The organism is Pseudomonas sp. FP2254 (assembly GCF_030687695.1).
GTDB classification, from domain to species: Bacteria; Pseudomonadota; Gammaproteobacteria; order Pseudomonadales; family Pseudomonadaceae; genus Aquipseudomonas; species Aquipseudomonas quebecensis.
This window is the reverse complement of the sequence record NZ_CP117444.1, coordinates 244922-262345: the sequence shown is the minus strand read 5'-3', so window position 1 is coordinate 262345 and position 17424 is coordinate 244922. Positions and strand designations below refer to the sequence as shown.

The 17424-nt window shown below is 61.6% G+C and carries 14 protein-coding genes and 1 pseudogene; 13 read left to right on the top strand and 2 right to left on the bottom strand.

Annotated features, from left to right (window positions below; genetic code table 11):
• Positions 1–119: 119 nt before the first annotated feature.
• Entirely contained in the window at positions 120–2081 is a 1962-nt protein-coding gene (betT, locus tag PSH94_RS01175; RefSeq protein ID WP_305437708.1) for a choline transporter BetT, read from the bottom strand.
• Positions 2082–2427: 346 nt separating this feature from the next.
• The gene (epsC, locus tag PSH94_RS01170) at positions 2428–3354 is read right to left on the bottom strand and encodes a serine O-acetyltransferase EpsC (protein ID WP_253509955.1); all 927 of its coding nucleotides are present in this window, start codon (positions 3352–3354) and stop codon (positions 2428–2430) included.
• 166 nt (positions 3355–3520) lie between these two features.
• Between epsC and PSH94_RS01165 the strand changes: the two genes are divergently transcribed.
• The 13 genes and pseudogenes from PSH94_RS01165 (at position 3521) to PSH94_RS01105 (ending at position 17347) form a co-directional block, all read left to right on the top strand.
• Positions 3521–4516 (top strand): D-cysteine desulfhydrase, encoded by a 996-nt coding sequence (locus tag PSH94_RS01165; protein WP_181081043.1) that lies wholly within the window; start codon positions 3521–3523, stop codon positions 4514–4516.
• A 201-nt stretch (positions 4517–4717) separates the two neighbouring features.
• Entirely contained in the window at positions 4718–5512 is a 795-nt protein-coding gene (gene tcyJ / locus PSH94_RS01160; RefSeq protein ID WP_181081044.1) for a cystine ABC transporter substrate-binding protein, read from the top strand.
• Positions 5512–6177, top strand: a complete 666-nt coding sequence (tcyL, locus tag PSH94_RS01155; RefSeq protein ID WP_181081045.1) for a cystine ABC transporter permease — start codon at positions 5512–5514, stop codon at positions 6175–6177. The genes tcyJ and tcyL overlap by 1 nt, the downstream gene beginning before the upstream one ends.
• A gap of 3 nt (positions 6178–6180) precedes the next feature.
• Positions 6181–6927, top strand: coding sequence for an L-cystine ABC transporter ATP-binding protein TcyN (tcyN, locus tag PSH94_RS01150; RefSeq protein ID WP_266245416.1), 747 nt, complete (start codon positions 6181–6183; stop codon positions 6925–6927).
• Positions 6928–7242: 315 nt separating this feature from the next.
• Positions 7243–8004 (top strand): hypothetical protein, encoded by a 762-nt coding sequence (locus tag PSH94_RS01145; RefSeq protein WP_181081047.1) that lies wholly within the window; start codon positions 7243–7245, stop codon positions 8002–8004.
• Positions 8005–8189: 185 nt separating this feature from the next.
• Entirely contained in the window at positions 8190–9431 is a 1242-nt protein-coding gene (locus PSH94_RS01140) for an SfnB family sulfur acquisition oxidoreductase (protein WP_181081048.1), read from the top strand.
• 24 nt (positions 9432–9455) lie between these two features.
• Entirely contained in the window at positions 9456–10649 is a 1194-nt protein-coding gene (locus PSH94_RS01135) for an SfnB family sulfur acquisition oxidoreductase (RefSeq protein ID WP_285428548.1), read from the top strand.
• Positions 10649–12001, top strand: a complete 1353-nt coding sequence (locus tag PSH94_RS01130; RefSeq protein ID WP_253509950.1) for an LLM class flavin-dependent oxidoreductase — start codon at positions 10649–10651, stop codon at positions 11999–12001. The genes PSH94_RS01135 and PSH94_RS01130 overlap by 1 nt, the downstream gene beginning before the upstream one ends.
• A gap of 56 nt (positions 12002–12057) precedes the next feature.
• On the top strand, positions 12058–12867 hold the full coding sequence (locus PSH94_RS01125) for a MetQ/NlpA family ABC transporter substrate-binding protein (RefSeq protein ID WP_305436166.1): 810 nt from the start codon (positions 12058–12060) through the stop codon (positions 12865–12867).
• 2 nt (positions 12868–12869) lie between these two features.
• A complete protein-coding gene (locus tag PSH94_RS01120) occupies positions 12870–13985 on the top strand; it encodes a methionine ABC transporter ATP-binding protein (RefSeq protein WP_305436165.1) in 1116 nt (371 codons plus the stop codon).
• Positions 13975–14619 (top strand): methionine ABC transporter permease, encoded by a 645-nt coding sequence (locus tag PSH94_RS01115; protein WP_181081053.1) that lies wholly within the window; start codon positions 13975–13977, stop codon positions 14617–14619. Before PSH94_RS01120 ends, PSH94_RS01115 begins: the two co-directional genes overlap by 11 nt.
• A gap of 39 nt (positions 14620–14658) precedes the next feature.
• Positions 14659–15288: a bifunctional 2-polyprenyl-6-hydroxyphenol methylase/3-demethylubiquinol 3-O-methyltransferase UbiG gene (locus PSH94_RS01110; RefSeq protein WP_305436163.1), complete on the top strand. Its 630-nt coding sequence runs from the start codon at positions 14659–14661 to the stop codon at positions 15286–15288.
• 689 nt (positions 15289–15977) lie between these two features.
• Positions 15978–17347: pseudogene (locus PSH94_RS01105) on the top strand (IS3 family transposase).
• The last annotated feature ends 77 nt before the right edge of the window (positions 17348–17424 follow it).

Sequence of the window (17424 nt, the reverse complement as noted above, 5' to 3'; positions counted from 1 at the left end):
GACCTTTGAGCAGCTGAATCGCTTAACTTCACCTTTTCCGTTTTACAGCAAAGTCCTACCCGAGAGGAACAACCTGACGCGGCGTGATCGGCACGCGTCAGGCGACGCAAGCCTCCTCTCTAGCGCACCATGTGCAGGAACTGCAGGTGACGCTCGTACTGGTCGAGGATGTCGTTGATGATCTGCTCCTTGGTGTAGCCCACCAGGTCGTAGTCCTGGCTGCCTTCGCTCAAATGCACCTCGGCCCGGTAATAGCGACGGTTGTTGATCGCTTTCTTGCCCATGCCACCCAGGGCAAACGACGGCGTGAAGTACCCGCGCATCTGCACCTGATAGACAAACGGACGCTCCTCGCCGTGGCCGATTTCCAGGCTGACGCTGTCGTTGGCCGGGTCCGGTTGGGTCACGACGTTCAGGCCCTTCTCGACAAACACCGCGGTCACTTCTTCGATGGCCGGGCGCACGGTCGATTCGAGGAAACGGTACACCTCATCACGCGACGGAAAATGCACGGCCTGGCTCAAGCGTTGACGCCAACCGCCACGGCCCTTGCGTGACGCAGAGATCGGCGCCAGCGAATGCAACTGGGCGATCTGCTTTTGCGACTCCATGTAGAACGCCTTGTGCAGCCCCCACATCATCAGCAGCAGAATCAGCGAGAACGGCAAAGAGGTCAGTACCACCGCCGACTTGAGCGAGTCGATACTGCCGGCGAACAGCAACGCACTGGTCACCAGTGCCGTCATCGCGCCCCAGAACACCCGCAGCCACTTCGGCCCATCTTCGTCGGCGTTGCCGCCCTTGGACGACAGCGTCGACAGCACCACAGTGCCGGAATCGGCCGAGGTGACGAAGAACACAAAGCTGATAAACACCGTGACAGCGATCACGGTCTTGCTCCACGGATAGGTTTCAAGCAGCAGGTAGAGACTCATCGATGGGTTGTCGATGGCCGACTGACCGAGCGCCGCCATGCCGTGGTTGAGCACTTGGTCGATGGCACTGTTGCCGAAGATCGACATCCACGCCAGGGTAAAACCCAGCGGGATCAGCAGTACACCGAACACGAATTCACGAATGGTGCGGCCACGGGAAATCCGCGCGATAAACAAGCCCACGAACGGCGACCATGCGATCCACCAGGCCCAGTAGAACACCGTCCAACCGCCCAGCCAGTCGCTGGGTTTGTTGTAGGCGTAGACGTCGAAACTCTTGGTCGGCAGGGCGCCGAGGTAGTCGCCGATGTTCTGGATCAGGGTGTTGAGCAAGTGCTGGGTAGGGCCGGCAAACAACACGAACAGCAGCAACGCACAGGCCAGCAGCATGTTGATGTCGGACATCACCCGCACGCCCTTGTCCACGCCGGCGATGGCCACCAGGATCGCAGCGCCCATCATCAGGGTGATCAAACCAACCTGGATCCACTGTGTGTGGGCGATGCCGAACAGGTAGTCCAGGCCGGAGTTGAGATGCAACACGCCGAAACCCATGTCGGCGCCCAGGCCGAACACCGTGGCGATGATGCCAAAGCCATCCACCGCATAACCGATGGGGCCGTTGATGCGCTTGCCGATCAGCGGGTACAGCGCCGAACGCAACGCCAGCGGCAGGTTATGCCGGTAGGCGAAGTACGCCAGGGCCATGCCGACGAAGGCGAACACGCCCCAGCCATGCAGGCCCCAATGCAGGAACAGCACCTGCATGGCCTGGCGCGCGGCGTCGGCGTTCATCGGTGCGCCCTGGGGCGGTTGCACCAGGTGCGTCAGCGGCTCGGACACGCAGAAGAAAAACAGCGTGATGCTGATACCGGCGGCGAACAGCATGCCGGCCCAGGACAAGTAACTGAATTCGGGCTCGTCGTGGTCGGCACCGAGTTTTATCTTGCCGTAGCCCGATAACGCGGTGACCACCACGAAGACCAGATACAGGGTCATCGCCAGCATGTAGTACCAGCCGACCGTGTTGGCCGCCCAGTTTTGCGCCGCCAGCAGCCAGGCACCGGCCTGTTGCGGAATAGCGATGACGGTGATGCCGAACAGCAGAATGAAGGTCGCGGCAAAGTAGAAAACGGGCGCATTCATGCGCACCAGGCCGCTGGAAGGGGTAGACGATGCACTCATGAGCGATGCACCCCTGGGATGTGAAATGTGGCTGGGAAAAACAGACTCAGCAAAGGTAAGCCTCCTGTTGTGAGCGGGCAGCGAACCACCGGTTTAACTTGAACGAACGTTCAAGTTAAACATGAATAGGTGGTTTGGGACTAATCGCAGGGCTGAGCGGTATGACGGGTGAGCACGGGGAATCGTTCAGCGACGGCTGACCGAAATATGGCACCGGTGTGGAATACAGTCAGGGCTAACCCCCCCGATGGCGGTGGACAGGCGGCTTGTAGTGAGCCTCCTCCCACAGATGACCGGTGCAGGCGCTCTACTTCTGTGCCCCATCATCATGCTGCAGATTCGCCTGGGTAATGTTCGCCCCAGCCGGCACATTGCGGGTCAGCCACACATTGCCGCCGATAGTCGAGCCCTTGCCGATGGTGATGCGCCCCAGGATCGTCGCCCCGGCGTAGATCACGACGTCATCCTCGACGATCGGGTGGCGCGGGTGGCCTTTTTGCAGCTGCCCATCTTCATCCGCCGGGAAACGCTTGGCCCCCAGCGTCACCGCCTGGTAGATACGCACGCGTTCGCCGATGATCGCGGTCTCGCCGATCACCACGCCCGTACCGTGGTCGATAAAGAAACTCGGGCCGATCTGCGCGCCGGGGTGGATATCGATACCGGTGGCCGAATGGGCGATTTCCGCGCTGATGCGTGCCAGCAACGGCAAACCGGCGCGGTACAAATGGTGCGCGAGGCGATGGTGAATCACCGCCAGGATCCCCGGGTAGCACAGCAGCACTTCATCCACACTGCGCGCAGCCGGGTCGCCGTGGTAGGCAGCCAGTACGTCGGTGTCCAGCAGGCTGCGCAGGGCCGGCAAGGCCAGGGCGAACCCCTGGATCAGGCGGATGGCATGGGCATCGATTTGACTGTCATCCTGGCCGCCCTGGCGCGCGGCGTAGCGCAGTTCCAGGCGCGCCTGGGCAAGCAGGGCATTGAGGGCCACATCGAGGGTATGGCCGACGTAGAAGTCTTCACTTTCTTCACGCAGGTCCGCCGGCCCGAGGCGCATCGGAAACAGCGCGCCGCACAACGATTCAAGAATCTGCGCTACCGCTTCACGCGACGGCAACTCACGCCCACCATGCTCGCCGCTCAGGCGGCCATTGCGGGTACGCCACTGGTCGCGGGCACCGCGCAGTTGGCTGACGATGGTCTGCAATTGCCAATGGCTGGAACGCTCACTCACGGTTGTCACTCCTGACGAAATGGCCATCACTTTACGGCATGGGCACCGGCCTCCATTAAGAACCAATGGTGTGATGCTCATAACCATCAGACATAAGCGATTGACGGTTGCCCGTTCAAAAGTGCCTGCCTATAGTCGACCCATTACTTCGCCATCGTGTTTAACCATGATCAAACAACAGCTCGACCGTTTTAACCGCCTGGAACTGCTGGGCGGCGCCACCGCCCTGGAAAAACTCGAACGGCTGTCGGCGTGGCTGGGCCGGGACATCTACGTGAAGCGCGACGACACCACGCCGCTGGCCATGGGCGGCAACAAGCTGCGCAAACTCGAATACCTGGCCGCCGATGCCCTCGCCCAGGGCGCTGACACCCTGGTAACGGCCGGCGCGATCCAGTCCAACCATGTGCGCCAGACCGCCGCCCTCGCCGCCAGGCTCGGCCTCGGTTGCGTCGCCCTGTTGGAAAACCCCACCGGCACCGACGATCCGAACTACCTGGGCAACGGCAATCGCCTGCTGCTGGAGTTGTTCGACGCCAAGGTGGAATTAGTGGAAAACCTCGATCATGTCGACGAGCAGCTCAACGCCCTCGCCGACCGCCTGCGCAGCAACGGCAGGAAGCCATACCTGGTGCCCATCGGTGGCTCCAACGCGTTGGGCGCGCTGGGCTACGTGCGCGCGGGGCTGGAGCTGGCCGCGCAGATTGAAGACAGCGGCATCGACTTCGCCGCCGTAGTGCTCGCCTCGGGCAGCGCCGGTACGCACAGCGGTCTGGCGCTGGCCTTGGGCGAAGTATTGCCTCAGCTGCCGGTAATCGGCGTGACCGTCTCCCGCACCGACGAAGCCCAGCGTCCCAAAGTGCAAGGCCTGGCCGAACGCACCGCCGAGCTGCTGGGCGTGGGCCTGCCCGAGGCGTTCAAGGTGATCCTGTGGGATGAATACTTCGCCCCGCGCTACGGCGAGCCGAATGCAGGCACATTGGCCGCGATCAAACTATTGGCCAGTCAGGAAGGTCTGTTGCTCGACCCGGTCTACACCGGCAAGGCCATGGCGGGTTTGCTCGACGGTATCGGGCGCCAGCGCTTTGAAGACGGGCCGATTATCTTCCTGCACACCGGCGGCGCGCCGGCGCTGTTTGCCTATGACTCGGTGTTCAACTGAGTGGGAGGGGGCTTGCCGCCTCCCACATTAGAAGCAGTTGATATTCCAAAAAAGAATATGAATTTTCATTTATATTATTTTCAAGTCTTAAAAACCGGCTTTATAGTCGCGCCGCAGGCGAAGACGCGCTTCGCGCTTTAAGGCAGGATACGCCTACTGCGTCACCTGCTTCGCTCAACATAAAAAACACAGGGGCTCTTCATGACTATTTCCGCATTCCGTCGCACGTTACTGGTTGGCACGCTGGGTCTGGCACTCGGTGCCGGTTGGCTGGGCCAAGCCGTAGCCGGCGAACAATTGGCCAATATCAAGAAGGCTGGCGAGATCAAGATCGGCCTGGAAGGTACTTACCCACCCTTCAGTTTCCAGGATGAAAGCGGCAAGCTCAGCGGTTTCGAGGTGGAACTGTCCGAAGCCCTGGCCAAGCAGTTGGGCGTGAAGGTCAAGCTGCAGGCCACGCCGTGGGATGGCATCCTCGCTGCCCTGGAATCCAAGCGCCTGGATGCGGTGGTCAACCAGGTCACCATCTCTGAAGAGCGCAAGAAAAAGTACGATTTCTCCAAGCCCTACACCGTTTCGGGGATCCAGGCGCTGGTTCTGACAAAGAATGTGGACAGCATCAAGACCGCCGACGACCTGGCCGGCAAGAAAGTCGGCGTAGGCTTGGGCACCAACTACGAACAATGGCTCAAGGACAACCAACCCAAAGCCATCATCAAGACCTATAACGACGACCCGACCAAGTTCCAGGACCTGCGTATCGGCCGCATTGACGCGATCCTGATCGACCGCCTCGCCGCGCTGGAATATGCCAAAAAAGCCCCGGACACCGCCGCTGCTGGCGACGCATTCTCGCGCCAGGAGTCCGGCATTGCCCTGCGCAAGGGCGAGCCTGAACTGCTGGAGGCAGTGAACAAGGCCCTCGACCAGCTGCGCGCCGACGGCACCTTGAAGAAGCTGTCCGAGAAGTACTTCAACGCTGACGTCACTCAATAATGGAAGCAGGCTTCCAACTCGCGCTCGACTCCGCGCCCTTTCTGCTCAAGGGCGCGTATTACACGGTAATCCTGAGCCTGGGCGGCATGTTCTTCGGCCTGCTGCTGGGCTTTGGCCTGGCCTTGATGCGCCTGTCGCGCTTCTTTGCGGTACGAGGGATTGCCCGGGTCTACGTGTCGTTTTTTCGCGGTACGCCGTTGCTGGTGCAGCTGTTCCTGATCTACTACGGCTTGCCGCAAGTGGGCATCGAGCTGGATCCGATCCCGGCGGCCATGATCGGCTTCTCGCTGAACATGGCTGCCTACGCCTGTGAAATCCTGCGTGCCGCCATCGGCTCCATCGAGCGCGGCCAATGGGAAGCCGCGGCCAGTATCGGCATGACCCGCGCGCAGACCCTGCGTCGGGCCATCCTGCCGCAGGCCATGCGCACGGCACTGCCACCGTTGGGCAACAGCTTTATTTCGCTGGTCAAGGACACGGCGCTGGCCGCTACCATTCAGGTGCCCGAGCTGTTTCGCCAGGCGCAACTGGTGTCGGCGCGCACCTTCGAAATCTTCACCATGTATCTTTCCGCTGCGCTGATCTACTGGATCCTGGCCAGCATCCTGGCGCATTTTCAAAACCGCCTGGAAGCCCGGGTCAACCGGCATGACCTGGAGTCCTGAAGCATGATCGTGGTTGAAAAACTGACCAAACAATTCAACGGTCAGGTGGTGCTCGCCGGCATCGACCTGGAGGTCAAGGAAGGCGAAGTCATCGCTATCATCGGCCCCAGCGGTTCCGGTAAGACCACCTTCCTGCGTTGCCTCAACTTTCTGGAAACTCCCACCAGCGGGCGCATCAAGGTGGGCGATATCGAGATCGACGGCAGCCGGCCGATCAACCAGCAACAAAGTCTGGTACGTCGTCTGCGCCAGCATGTGGGCTTTGTGTTCCAGAGCTTCAACCTGTTCCCGCACCGCACCGCGCTGGAAAACGTGATCGAAGGCCCTACCGTGGTCAAGAAAATGCCTCACGATGCCGCGGTGGCGCTGGGCCGCAGGTTGCTGGCCCGGGTTGGGTTGGCGGGCAAGGAAGACGCCTACCCACGGCGCCTGTCCGGCGGCCAGCAACAGCGCGTGGCAATTGCCCGTGCGCTGGCCATGGAGCCGGAGGTAATCCTGTTCGACGAACCCACCTCGGCGCTGGACCCGGAGCTGGTCGGCGAAGTGCTGGCGACCATCCGCAGCCTGGCCGAAGAAAAGCGCACCATGGTCATCGTCACCCACGAAATGAGCTTTGCCCGGGATGTGGCCAACCGCGTGATCTTTTTCGATAAGGGCGTGATCGTGGAGCAAGGCGAAGCCAAGGCGCTGTTCGCCAACCCCAAGGAAGAACGCACGCGGCAGTTCCTGAGCAAGTTTCTCGCTCACTGATCCTGCCTCTTGTGGCGAGGGCCCAGCGCCCTCGCCACAGCCCGCTGTTCCTACAGGAACGCCTCGTCAAGCCGTGTAAAACGCTGCGGTTGATGCCACCGAAAACACCCTCCGCAGTCAGACCCTTCTGAATATTCTAAAACCCGCGGTTTAGCCTTTTGCCGCCATTGACGCTCCTTGGCCAACCCTCTTATCTAAGCCCCAGAGGATTGGATCCTATCCCGGCTATTTATTGAATCGTGCCTTTCAGCCCTGCTGCGCACCCGCGCCAAGGGGCCGGAACGATTGCTGCTGGCTGCATCAAGGAGATGACTTATGACTTCCACGCTCACCGCCCCAACGCTGCCCCAAGCCAACCGGTATGGCATCAATGCACGGGCGGCCACTCAGTTGCAGGTTGCCATCGCGCCGTACCTCGGCATGGACGAAGGTGACCTGATCGAATTGTTCTGGAACAGCTGCTTTGCCGCCTCAAGGCGAATCACCGCCTGCAAGGTCGGCGCGCCCACACACCTGCGGGTACCGGAAAGTTTCGTGCAGGACGGCCTGGCGCAGGTGTATTACCAGGTTATGCAGATCGGCCACGGCCCGGCGCGCTCGGCCGTGACGCAGGTGCGCGTCAAAACCAACGCCCCAGGCGGCCAGCCCGCCGCGTTATACAGCGACGAGAACCAGAACCTGGCCCCGGTCGGCCTGCCCGAGACCATCCGCCGCTACGGCGTCAACAGCCGTCAGGTGCACCGTGGCGTGCCCCTGACCATCGAGCCGTACCTGAACATGACCGCAGGCGACGCCATCACCCTGCGCTGGGGCGACGTGCGCATGGACTTGCCCAAAATACCGGCACGCGACATTGGCCGGGCCGTGCACGTGTGGGTGCCGGCCACGGTGATCGCCGAGGCCGGCGACGACTGTCGGCTCGAGGTGACGTATTGCGTGCTGGACCGCGTCGGCAACAATTCGCGCTGGGCGCCCGCGCGCACGCTGCGCATCGCCGCGTCGGCGCCGTCACGCCCGACCCGGGCCGCCACACCCTATCGCCCAAGGCCGCTAGGCTCCCCCTGCGAACCGGGGTGAATGCCTTCTATGTATATTCCTAAAAGTTAGTTTATTTAAATATTTAACAAGCTTAGGGTATATACACCGGACCACCGGACATCTCTGAATTTCTGTTTTTATTTCATTGAATGCGAGGTCGGTATGGTCAGAATTACCCCGGTGCGCAACGCCAGGGCATTGCGTGCAGCCAAGGAGCGGCGCTGATGTCTAACTTGGCTCTTACACCCCCTGTCACTCATCCGGATGTCGCGCCTCTGTTGTTGCCGGCCGTGGTGCTGCGCAACGACGCAGAAGCGCTCGACGCCGCCCGCGAGTTGGCCCAGGCCGCGCGCCTGCAGGCCGCCACGCGCGACCAGCAACGCAAACTGCCCTGGGCGCAGATCGAGCAGTTCACCCGCAGCGGGCTGGGCAGCATTTCCATTCCCCGCGAGTACGGCGGCCCGCAGGTGTCCTTTGTGACCTTGGCCGAGGTGTTCGCGATCATCAGCGCGGCCGACCCGGCGCTCGGGCAGATCCCGCAGAACCATTTCGGCATCCTGCACCTGCTGCAGAACACGGCCACCGAGCGTCAGAAAAAGCAATTGTTCCAGAGCGTGCTCGACGGCTGGCGCATCGGCAACGGCGGCCCGGAACGCGGCACCAGAAATACCCTGGAACTCAAGGCACGCCTCACCGCCCAAGGCGACGGCTATGTCGTCAGCGGCCAGAAGTTCTACTCCACCGGCGCGCTGTTTGCTCATTGGGTCGCAATCAAGGCGCTCAACGACGACGGCAAGCAAGTCATGGCGTTTGTGCGCCGTGGCAGCGAAGGGCTGCGCATTGTGGATGACTGGTCCGGCTTCGGCCAACGCACTACCGCCAGCGGCACGGTGTTGCTCGATCAAGTCCCTGTGGACGCCGACCTGGTGGTGGACAACTGGCGCCTCGGCCAGAGCCCGAACGTCCAGGGGGCAGTCTCGCAATTGATCCAGGCCGCCATCGACGCCGGTATTGCACGCGGCGCGTTGGAAGACACCATCGCTTTCGTGCGTGAGCGCTCGCGCCCGTGGATCGACGCCAAGGTCGAACGCGCCAGCGATGACCCCTACGTGATCGCCGATATCGGCAAACTGAAAATCGAGCTGCACGCCGCCGAAGCCTTGCTGCGCAAGGCCGGCCAGGTGCTCGACCAGGTCAGCGCCGCGCCGATCACCGCGCAGTCGGCGGCACGTGCGTCGATTGCCGTGGCCGAGGCCAAGGTGCTGACCACCGAAGTGTCGCTGCTGGTCAGCGAAAAGCTCTTCGAACTGGCCGGCAGCCGCGCCACCCTCGCCGAATTCAACCTCGACCGCCACTGGCGTAACGCCCGCGTGCACACCCTGCATGACCCGGTGCGCTGGAAGTATCACGCGGTCGGCGCTTATCGCCTCAACGGCACCCTGCCCGCTCGGCACTCCTGGATTTAACCGACCAGACGTCTGGAGACCTCTATGCCTTTCTCTACCAACGTCGCGGTGATCACCAGCGACGAACAGGCCCTTGTTGTAGCCAGTGACCTGGCCGAGGACCTTCGCCGCGACAGCGCCCAGCGCGACCGCGAACGCCGTCTGCCGTGGCCCGAGCTGGACGCGTTTTCGCGCTCCGGGCTGTGGGGCATCAGTGTGCCCAAAGCCTACGGCGGTGCCGACGTGTCCAACGTGACCCTGGCCAAGGTCATCGCGCTGATCGCCCAGGCCGATGCGTCCCTGGGACAGATTCCGCAGAACCATTTCTATGCCCTGCAAGTGCTGCGCGTAAATGGCAGCGCCGCCCAGCAACAACGTCTCTACGCCGAGGTACTCGCCGGCCAGCGTTTCGGCAATGCGCTGGCCGAACTGGGGACTAAAACAGCCCACGACCGCGTGACCTCCCTGACCCGCGACGGCGACGGTTTTCGCATCAATGGGCGCAAGTTCTACGCCACCGGCGCGCTCTACGCCCAACGCATTCCCACCTCGGTGGTGGACGAGCACGGCGTGCAGCAACTGGCCTTTGTGCCCCGCGACAGCCAGGGCCTGAATGTGATCGACGACTGGAGCGGTTTCGGCCAGCGCACCACCGGCAGTGGCTCGGTGGTGTTCGATAACGTGTGGGTCGCGGCGCAGGACGTGGTGCCGTTCCAGAGCGCCTTCGAGCGCCCGACCACCGTGGGCCCGCTGGCGCAGATCCTGCACGCCGCCATCGACACCGGCATCGCCCGCGCCGCTTTTGAAGATGCGCTGCACTTTGTGCGCACCAAGACCCGCCCGTGGATCGACGCCACCAGCGACAAGGCCAGCGAAGACCCGCTGACCCTGAAAAGCTTCGGCCACTTGAGCGTGCGTCTGCATGCCACCGAAGCTCTGTTGGAGCGCGCCGGCGAATACCTCGACCGCGCCCAGGCCGACAGCAACGCCGAACACGTCGCGGCCGCCTCGATTGCGGTGGCCGAAGTGCGCGCCTTGAGCACCGAGATTTCCCTCGCCGCCGGCAGCACCTTGTTCGAGCTGGCGGGCAGCCAGGCGACCCTGGCCGAACACGGCCTGGACCGCCACTGGCGCAACGCCAGAGTGCACACCCTGCACGACCCGGTGCGCTGGAAGTATCACGCGGTCGGCAATTACTACCTCAACGACGCCAACCCGCCACTGCGGGGGACGATCTGATGAGCAAAAAGAAAATCCTGCTCAATGCCTTCAACATGAACTGCATCGGGCACATCAACCACGGCCTGTGGACCCATCCTCGGGACACCTCGACCCAGTACAAAACCCTCTCCTACTGGACCGATCTCGCGCAGACCCTGGAACGCGGGTTGTTCGATGGGTTGTTCATCGCCGATATCGTCGGCGTGTACGACGTCTACCAGCAATCGGTCGATGTGCCGCTCAAGGAGTCGATTCAACTGCCGGTCAACGACCCGCTGCTGCTGGTCTCGGCGATGGCGGCGGTCACCCGCCACCTGGGTTTCGGCCTGACCGCCAACCTCACTTACGAGCCGCCGTATCTGTTCGCCCGGCGCATGTCCACCCTCGATCACCTGAGCAATGGCCGGGTGGGCTGGAACATCGTCACCGGCTACCTGGACAGCGCCGCCAAGGCCATGGGCCTCACTGAACAAGTTGAGCATGACCGTCGCTACGACCAGGCCGATGAGTACCTGCAGGTGCTCTACAAGCTGTGGGAAGGCAGCTGGGAGGACGACGCGGTGCTCAACGACCCGCAGCAACGCGTCTACGCGCAGCCGGGCAAGGTGCACAAGGTCGAGCACCACGGCGAGTTCTACCAGGTGGAGGGTTACCATCTGTGCGAACCGTCGCCGCAGCGCACGCCGGTGCTGTTCCAGGCCGGCAGCTCCGAGCGCGGTCTGGCGTTCGCGGGGCAACATGCCGAATGCGTGTTCATCAGCGGGCAGAACAAAGCCGCGACCAAGGTGCAGGTCGACAAAGTGCGCGCCAGCGCGCTCAAGGCCGGACGCAACCCCGAGGACATCAAGGTGTTCATGGGTATCAATGTGATCGTCGGCGCCACCGAGGCCCTGGCCTGGGAGAAACACGCCGAGTACCTGAGCTACGCCAGCGCGGAAGCGGGCGTGGCGCACTTTTCGGCCTCCACCGGCATCGACTTTTCCCGCTACGAACTGGACGAACCGATCCAGTACGTGAAGAGCAACGCCATTCAATCGGCCACCAAGACCCTGCAAAACAACGACTGGACCCGGCGCAAGTTACTGGACCAGCACGCGCTCGGCGGGCGTTACATCACCCTGGTCGGTTCGCCCCAACAGGTGGCTGACGAGCTGGAATCGTGGATCAGCGAAACCGGCCTGGATGGCTTCAACCTCACACGCATCGTGACCCCGGAAAGCTACGTCGATTTCATCGATCTGGTGGTGCCGGAACTGCAGCGGCGCGGGTCGTACAAGACTGAATATGAGCAAGGAACGTTAAGAGAAAAAGTCTTCCAAGGCAGCGCCCGTCTACCCGAACACCACACCGGTTCCACCTACCGCCACTGAACAAAAAAATGTGGATCTGCACGTTTGTACAAATACCTTATGACTGGAAATCGACCATGAAAAAAAAACTGCTCTCCCACCCAGTCAAAGCACTGGCCCTGGCCTTCGGGCTGTTCAGTTCGACGCTGTTCGCCGCCGAGGCGCCGCTGAAAGTCGGCACCACCGCAGCCTTCGCGATTCCGCTGGAAGCCGCCGTGGCCGAAGCCGACAAGCAAGGCTTGAAGGTTGAGCTGGTGGAGTTCACCGACTGGATCGCGCCCAATGTGAGCCTGGCGGCCGGCGATATCGACGTAAATTACTTCCAGCACATCCCGTTCCTGGAAAACGCCAAGGCCGCCGCCGGGTTTGACCTGGTGCCGTACGCACCGGGGATCATCAACAACGTCGGGCTGTATTCGAAAAAGTACAAAAGCTTCAACGACCTGCCACAAGGCGCCAGCGTCGCGATCGCCAATGACCCGATCAACAGCGGCCGCGGTTTGCAATTGCTGGCCAAAGCCGGGCTGATCACCCTCAAGCCGGGCGTGGGCTACAAGGCCACTGAAGAAGACATCGTCGCCAACCCGAAAAACATCAAGATCCTGCAAGTGGAAGCCGTGCAGTTGGTGCGCGCCTATGACGATGCGGACCTGGTGCAGGGCTACCCGGCCTATATTCGCTTGTCGAAAACCTTCGATGCCGAGTCGGCCCTGCTGTTCGACGGCCTCGACCACCCCGAATACGTGATTCAGTTCGTGGTCCAGCCCAAGAGCAAAACCGACCCACGGGTGATCAAGTTCGTCGATATCTACCAGCATTCGCAGGTGGTGCGCGCCGCGCTGGATAAATCCCTCGGCAAGCTCTACCAAGTCGGTTGGGAGGGCTGAGTATGACCGCCGCCCACGCTCAACGGCGCGACCTCGCGGTGCCGCCCAGACACGCCGAGCACACCGAATTGCATCCGGACCTGAACCGCGCCCATGTGCGCTTCATCAACCTGGGCAAGACCTACGACGGTACGGTGCATGCGCTGCAAGGCATCGACCTGGCGATCCAGCGCGGCGAAGTGTTCGGCATCATCGGCCGCAGCGGCGCCGGTAAGTCGTCGCTGATCCGCACCATCAATCGCCTGGAACAGCCCAGCAGCGGGCGCGTGCTGATTGATCAGGTGGACATCGGCGACTTCGACGAAGACCACCTGGTGGCGCTGCGGCGGCGCATCGGCATGATCTTTCAGCATTTCAACCTGATGTCGGCCAAGACCGTGTGGCAGAACGTCGAGCTGCCGCTCAAGGTCGCCGGTGTACCGAAGCTGCAGCGCGAGCAGAAGGTGCGCGAATTGCTCGAACTGGTGGGGCTGAACGACAAACACCAGGCCTACCCCGCGCAGCTCTCCGGCGGGCAGAAACAACGGGTGGGCATCGCCCGCGCGCTGGTGCATGACCCGCAGATCCTGCTGTGCGACGAGGCCACCTCGGCCCTCGACCCGGAAACCACCCAGTCGATCCTTGGCCTGCTGCGCGAGATCAACCGACGCCTGGGCCTGACCATCGTGCTGATCACCCACGAGATGGCGGTGATTCGCGAGATCTGTGACCGCGTGGTGGTGCTGGAACACGGACGCATCGTCGAGCAAGGCCCGGTGTGGCAGGTGTTCGGCGATCCGCAGCACGAGGTCAGCAAAACCCTGTTGGCGCCCCTGCAGCAAGGCTTGCCGCCGGAGCTGCAAGCGCGTCTGCGGGACCTGCCGACCTTAGCCGAGGCGGCCGTGGTGCTGCGCGTGCAATTTACCGGCAGTGCCACTGACGAACCGGACCTGGCCGCGCTGTTCAGCGCACTGGGCGGCCGTGTGCGCTTGCTGCATGGCGGCGTGGAACGCATTCAGGGCCACGCCCTGGGGCAACTGCTGCTGGCGGTGAGTGGCTCGGACCACGGCGCCGATGCCTTGCGCCAGCGCGCCGGGCGCTTTGCACAACAGGTGGAGGTATTGGGTTATGTGGCTTGATCGTTTAGTGCAGGGCGCCCTCGACACGCTGTTGATGGTCGGCGTGTCCTCGCTGATCGCCTTGCTGGTGGGGATTCCGCTGGCGGTGTTCCTGGTGACCAGCGACAAGGGCGGCATCTACCAGGCACCCGCGTTGAACCGGGCGCTGGGGGCGTTCGTCAATCTGTTCCGCTCGATTCCGTTCCTGATCCTGATGGTGGCGCTGATCCCGTTCACCCGGCTGATCGTCGGCACCACCTACGGTGTATGGGCGGCGGTGGTGCCGCTGACCATCGCCGCCACGCCGTTTTTTGCACGGATCGCCGAGGTGAGCCTGCGCGAAGTCGACCACGGCCTGATCGAAGCCGCCCAGGCCATGGGCTGCCGGCGCCGGCACATCATCTGGCATGTGCTGTTGCCTGAAGCATTGCCGGGGATCGTCGGCGGTTTCACCATCACTCTGGTAACCATGATCAATTCCTCGGCGATGGCCGGCGCAATCGGTGCCGGCGGGCTGGGCGACATCGCGTACCGCTACGGCTACCAGCGTTTCGACACGCAGATCATGCTCACGGTGATCGTGCTGCTGGTGGTGCTGGTGGCGGTGATTCAGGTGGGCGGCGATCGCCTGGCGCGGGTGTTGAACAAGCGGTGAGGTATAGTCGGGACCTTTCAGTGCCCGGTATCGCTCGCCATGACGCTCAAACCCGACGACCTCGACCAGATCACTTCCACCACCCTGGGCCACTACAACACAGTGGCCGAGGACTTTCGCGAAGGCACCCGCGACCACGATGTGAGCCAGAACATCGACGCCTTGCTGCGGCATATCCAGGGCACGCCGCCGTTTACCGTGTTGGATTTCGGCTGCGGGCCGGGTCGTGATCTACAAACGTTTACGCGCCTGGGCCACATCGCCGTAGGGCTCGACGGCTCCGAACGTTTCGCGCAGATGGCACGCGAGGACAGCGGCTGCGAAGTGCTGCAACAAGACTTCCTCAAGCTGCAACTGCCCGCCGCGCGCTTCGACGGCATCTTCGCCAATGCGGTGCTGTTTCATATCCCCAAACAGGAATTGCCCCGGGTACTCAAGCAGCTGCATGCCGCGCTGAAACCGGGTGGCGTGCTGTTCAGCTCCAACCCGCGCGGTGACAACCAGGAAGGCTGGAACGGACCGCGCTACGCGTCGTATCACGACCTGGAGGCGTGGCAGACGTTGCTGACCAGTGCAGGGTTTGTGGAGCTGGAACATTACTACCGCCCGGCGGGGCTGCCCCGTGAGCAACAGCCTTGGTTGGCCAGCGTATGGCGCAGGCCTGAATAGCAGCCTGGCAATAAGGGGGCATGCTCCGATAGCGGTGGATCAGATGGAGCCTCCGGGAATGCAGCCCGTGACGCTCCGCGTCACCTGTGCGCAGTAGCCAAAACCTGCAGCGCTTGGCGGGACGCGGAGCGTCCCAAGAGGCATTCCCACGCAGAGCGTGGGAACGATCAGCGCGCGCCATTCAACCAGGCATCAAGATCGTTCCCACGCTCCCGCGTGGGAATGCAGCCGTGACGCTCCGCGTCACCTGTGCGCAATAGCTAAAACCTGCAGCGCTTGGCGGGACGCGGAGCGTCCCAAGAGGCATTCCCACGCAGAGCGTGGGAACGATCAGCGCGCGCCATTCAATCAGGCATCAAGATCGTTCCCACGCTCCCGCGTGGGAATGCAGCCCGTGACGCTCCGCGTCACCTGTGCGCAGTAGCCAAAACCTGCAGCGCCTGGCGGGACGCGGAGCGTCCCAAGAGGCATTCCCACGCAGAGCGTGGGAACGATCAGCGCGCGCCATTCAACCCGGCATCAGGATCGTTCCCACGCTCCCGCGTGGGAATGCAGCCCGTGACGCTCCGCGTCACCTGTGCGCAGTAGCCAAAACCTGCGGCGCCTGGCGGGACGCGGAGCGTCCCAAGAGGCATTCCCACGCAGAGTGAACTGACCCCCAAAGGTTGGACACAACCTTTGGGGGCGTCATGGGTAAGTACACAGAGCAAGCAAAACTCGCAGCCGTGCAGGACTATTGTTCCGGTAGCGCGGGTTTGAGGGATGTTGCACACCGTCACAATGTGGACTTTTCATCCCTTCGTCAGTGGGTCGCGGCCTATCAAGTGCATGGCGTTGCTGGGCTTAAAGAGAAAAAGCTGCAGCGCTATAGCAACGACTTCAAACTGTCTGTTTTGAACCGTATGCGTGAGGAACAGCTGTCCTATCGGCAGACGGCGGCCTTGTTCGACATCCGTAAGTTCGACATCATCGGCCTCTGGGAACGCCGCTTTGATGAGGGCGGTTTTGATGCCCTTACCAAGCAGCCTAATAGAGCCGGACGTCCGAAAAAAATGCCGACCACCATTCCTCCTGTTCAACCCAGCTCAACCGATGACGAATCACGCTCACGCGATGATTTGCTTGCCGAGGTGAAGCAGTTGCGGATGGAAAACGACTACCTAAAAAAGCTCGATGCCTTGGTTCAGGAGAAGAAACGAATAGGCAGCAGAAAAAGCGCAAATCGTAATAGGACTGAGGCCGCTGCTCTCTCGAAAGCCTGCTGAAATTTGCCGGTTTGGCACGCAGCACCTTTTACTATCAGCAAAAGGCGCTGCAAGCGGCTGATAAGTACGCAGAGCTGAAAGACAAGATTCGCTCGACGTTCGACGAGCACAAGGGCCGGTATGGCTATCGCCGCATAACGGCTGCTGTACGGAGCGCTGGTCATCTCGTCAATCACAAGACTGTTCAGCGACTGATGGCGCAGCTTCAGCTCAAGAGCTTGGTGCGGGTGAAGAAATACCGGGCCTACAAGGGAGAGGTAGGCAAGGCAGCGCCTAATCTTTTGAAGCGTGAGTTCGAAGCTCCGTCACCCAATCAAAAGTGGGTAACCGACGTTACAGAGTTCAAAGTTGGAGGTCAGAAGCTTTATCTGTCTCCCGTTTTGGATCTGTACAACGGCGAAATCATTTCCTACGAGGTTGCCAGAAGACCGTTGTTCGATATGGTCGGGAAGATGCTCAAAGGTGCATTCAAGCGGCTTCAGCCGCATGAAAAACCGGTTTTGCACTCAGACCAGGGCTGGCAGTATCGAATGCCCATTTACCTGCGGGCTCTCAAAAAATGCTCCGTTACGCCGAGCATGTCGCGCAAGGGTAACTGCTATGACAACGCGGCCATGGAGAGTTTCTTCGGCACACTGAAGTCCGAATTTTTTTATCTGAAAAAATTTAACGACCTGGATGAGCTTCACGCAGGCATCGACGAGTACATCCAGTATTACAATCACTCGCGTATCAGACTGAAGCTAAACGGCCTGAGTCCTGTTGAATACAGAATTCAGGCCGCTCAGGCATAGATAGAAAATCGTCCAACTTTGTGGGGTCAGTTCAGAGCGTGGGAACGATCATCTGGGTCCATTCAATCTGGGATTTG

Excerpts from the sequence above, each read along its gene's own strand:
- PSH94_RS01125 (WP_305436166.1), top strand. The coding sequence starts at position 12,058 with ATGAAAAAAAAACTGCTCTCCCACCCAGTCAAAGCACTGGCCCTGGCC.
- tcyL (WP_181081045.1), top strand. The coding sequence starts at position 5,512 with ATGGAAGCAGGCTTCCAACTCGCGCTCGACTCCGCGCCCTTTCTGCTC.
- PSH94_RS01165 (WP_181081043.1), top strand. The coding sequence starts at position 3,521 with ATGATCAAACAACAGCTCGACCGTTTTAACCGCCTGGAACTGCTGGGC.
- PSH94_RS01115 (WP_181081053.1), top strand. The coding sequence starts at position 13,975 with ATGTGGCTTGATCGTTTAGTGCAGGGCGCCCTCGACACGCTGTTGATG.
- PSH94_RS01130 (WP_253509950.1), top strand. The coding sequence starts at position 10,649 with ATGAGCAAAAAGAAAATCCTGCTCAATGCCTTCAACATGAACTGCATC.
- PSH94_RS01145 (WP_181081047.1), top strand. The coding sequence starts at position 7,243 with ATGACTTCCACGCTCACCGCCCCAACGCTGCCCCAAGCCAACCGGTAT.
- PSH94_RS01120 (WP_305436165.1), top strand. The coding sequence starts at position 12,870 with ATGACCGCCGCCCACGCTCAACGGCGCGACCTCGCGGTGCCGCCCAGA.
- PSH94_RS01140 (WP_181081048.1), top strand. The coding sequence starts at position 8,190 with ATGTCTAACTTGGCTCTTACACCCCCTGTCACTCATCCGGATGTCGCG.
- PSH94_RS01135 (WP_285428548.1), top strand. The coding sequence starts at position 9,456 with ATGCCTTTCTCTACCAACGTCGCGGTGATCACCAGCGACGAACAGGCC.
- betT (WP_305437708.1), bottom strand. The coding sequence starts at position 2,081 with ATGAATGCGCCCGTTTTCTACTTTGCCGCGACCTTCATTCTGCTGTTC.
- tcyJ (WP_181081044.1), top strand. The coding sequence starts at position 4,718 with ATGACTATTTCCGCATTCCGTCGCACGTTACTGGTTGGCACGCTGGGT.
- PSH94_RS01110 (WP_305436163.1), top strand. The coding sequence starts at position 14,659 with ATGACGCTCAAACCCGACGACCTCGACCAGATCACTTCCACCACCCTG.
- tcyN (WP_266245416.1), top strand. The coding sequence starts at position 6,181 with ATGATCGTGGTTGAAAAACTGACCAAACAATTCAACGGTCAGGTGGTG.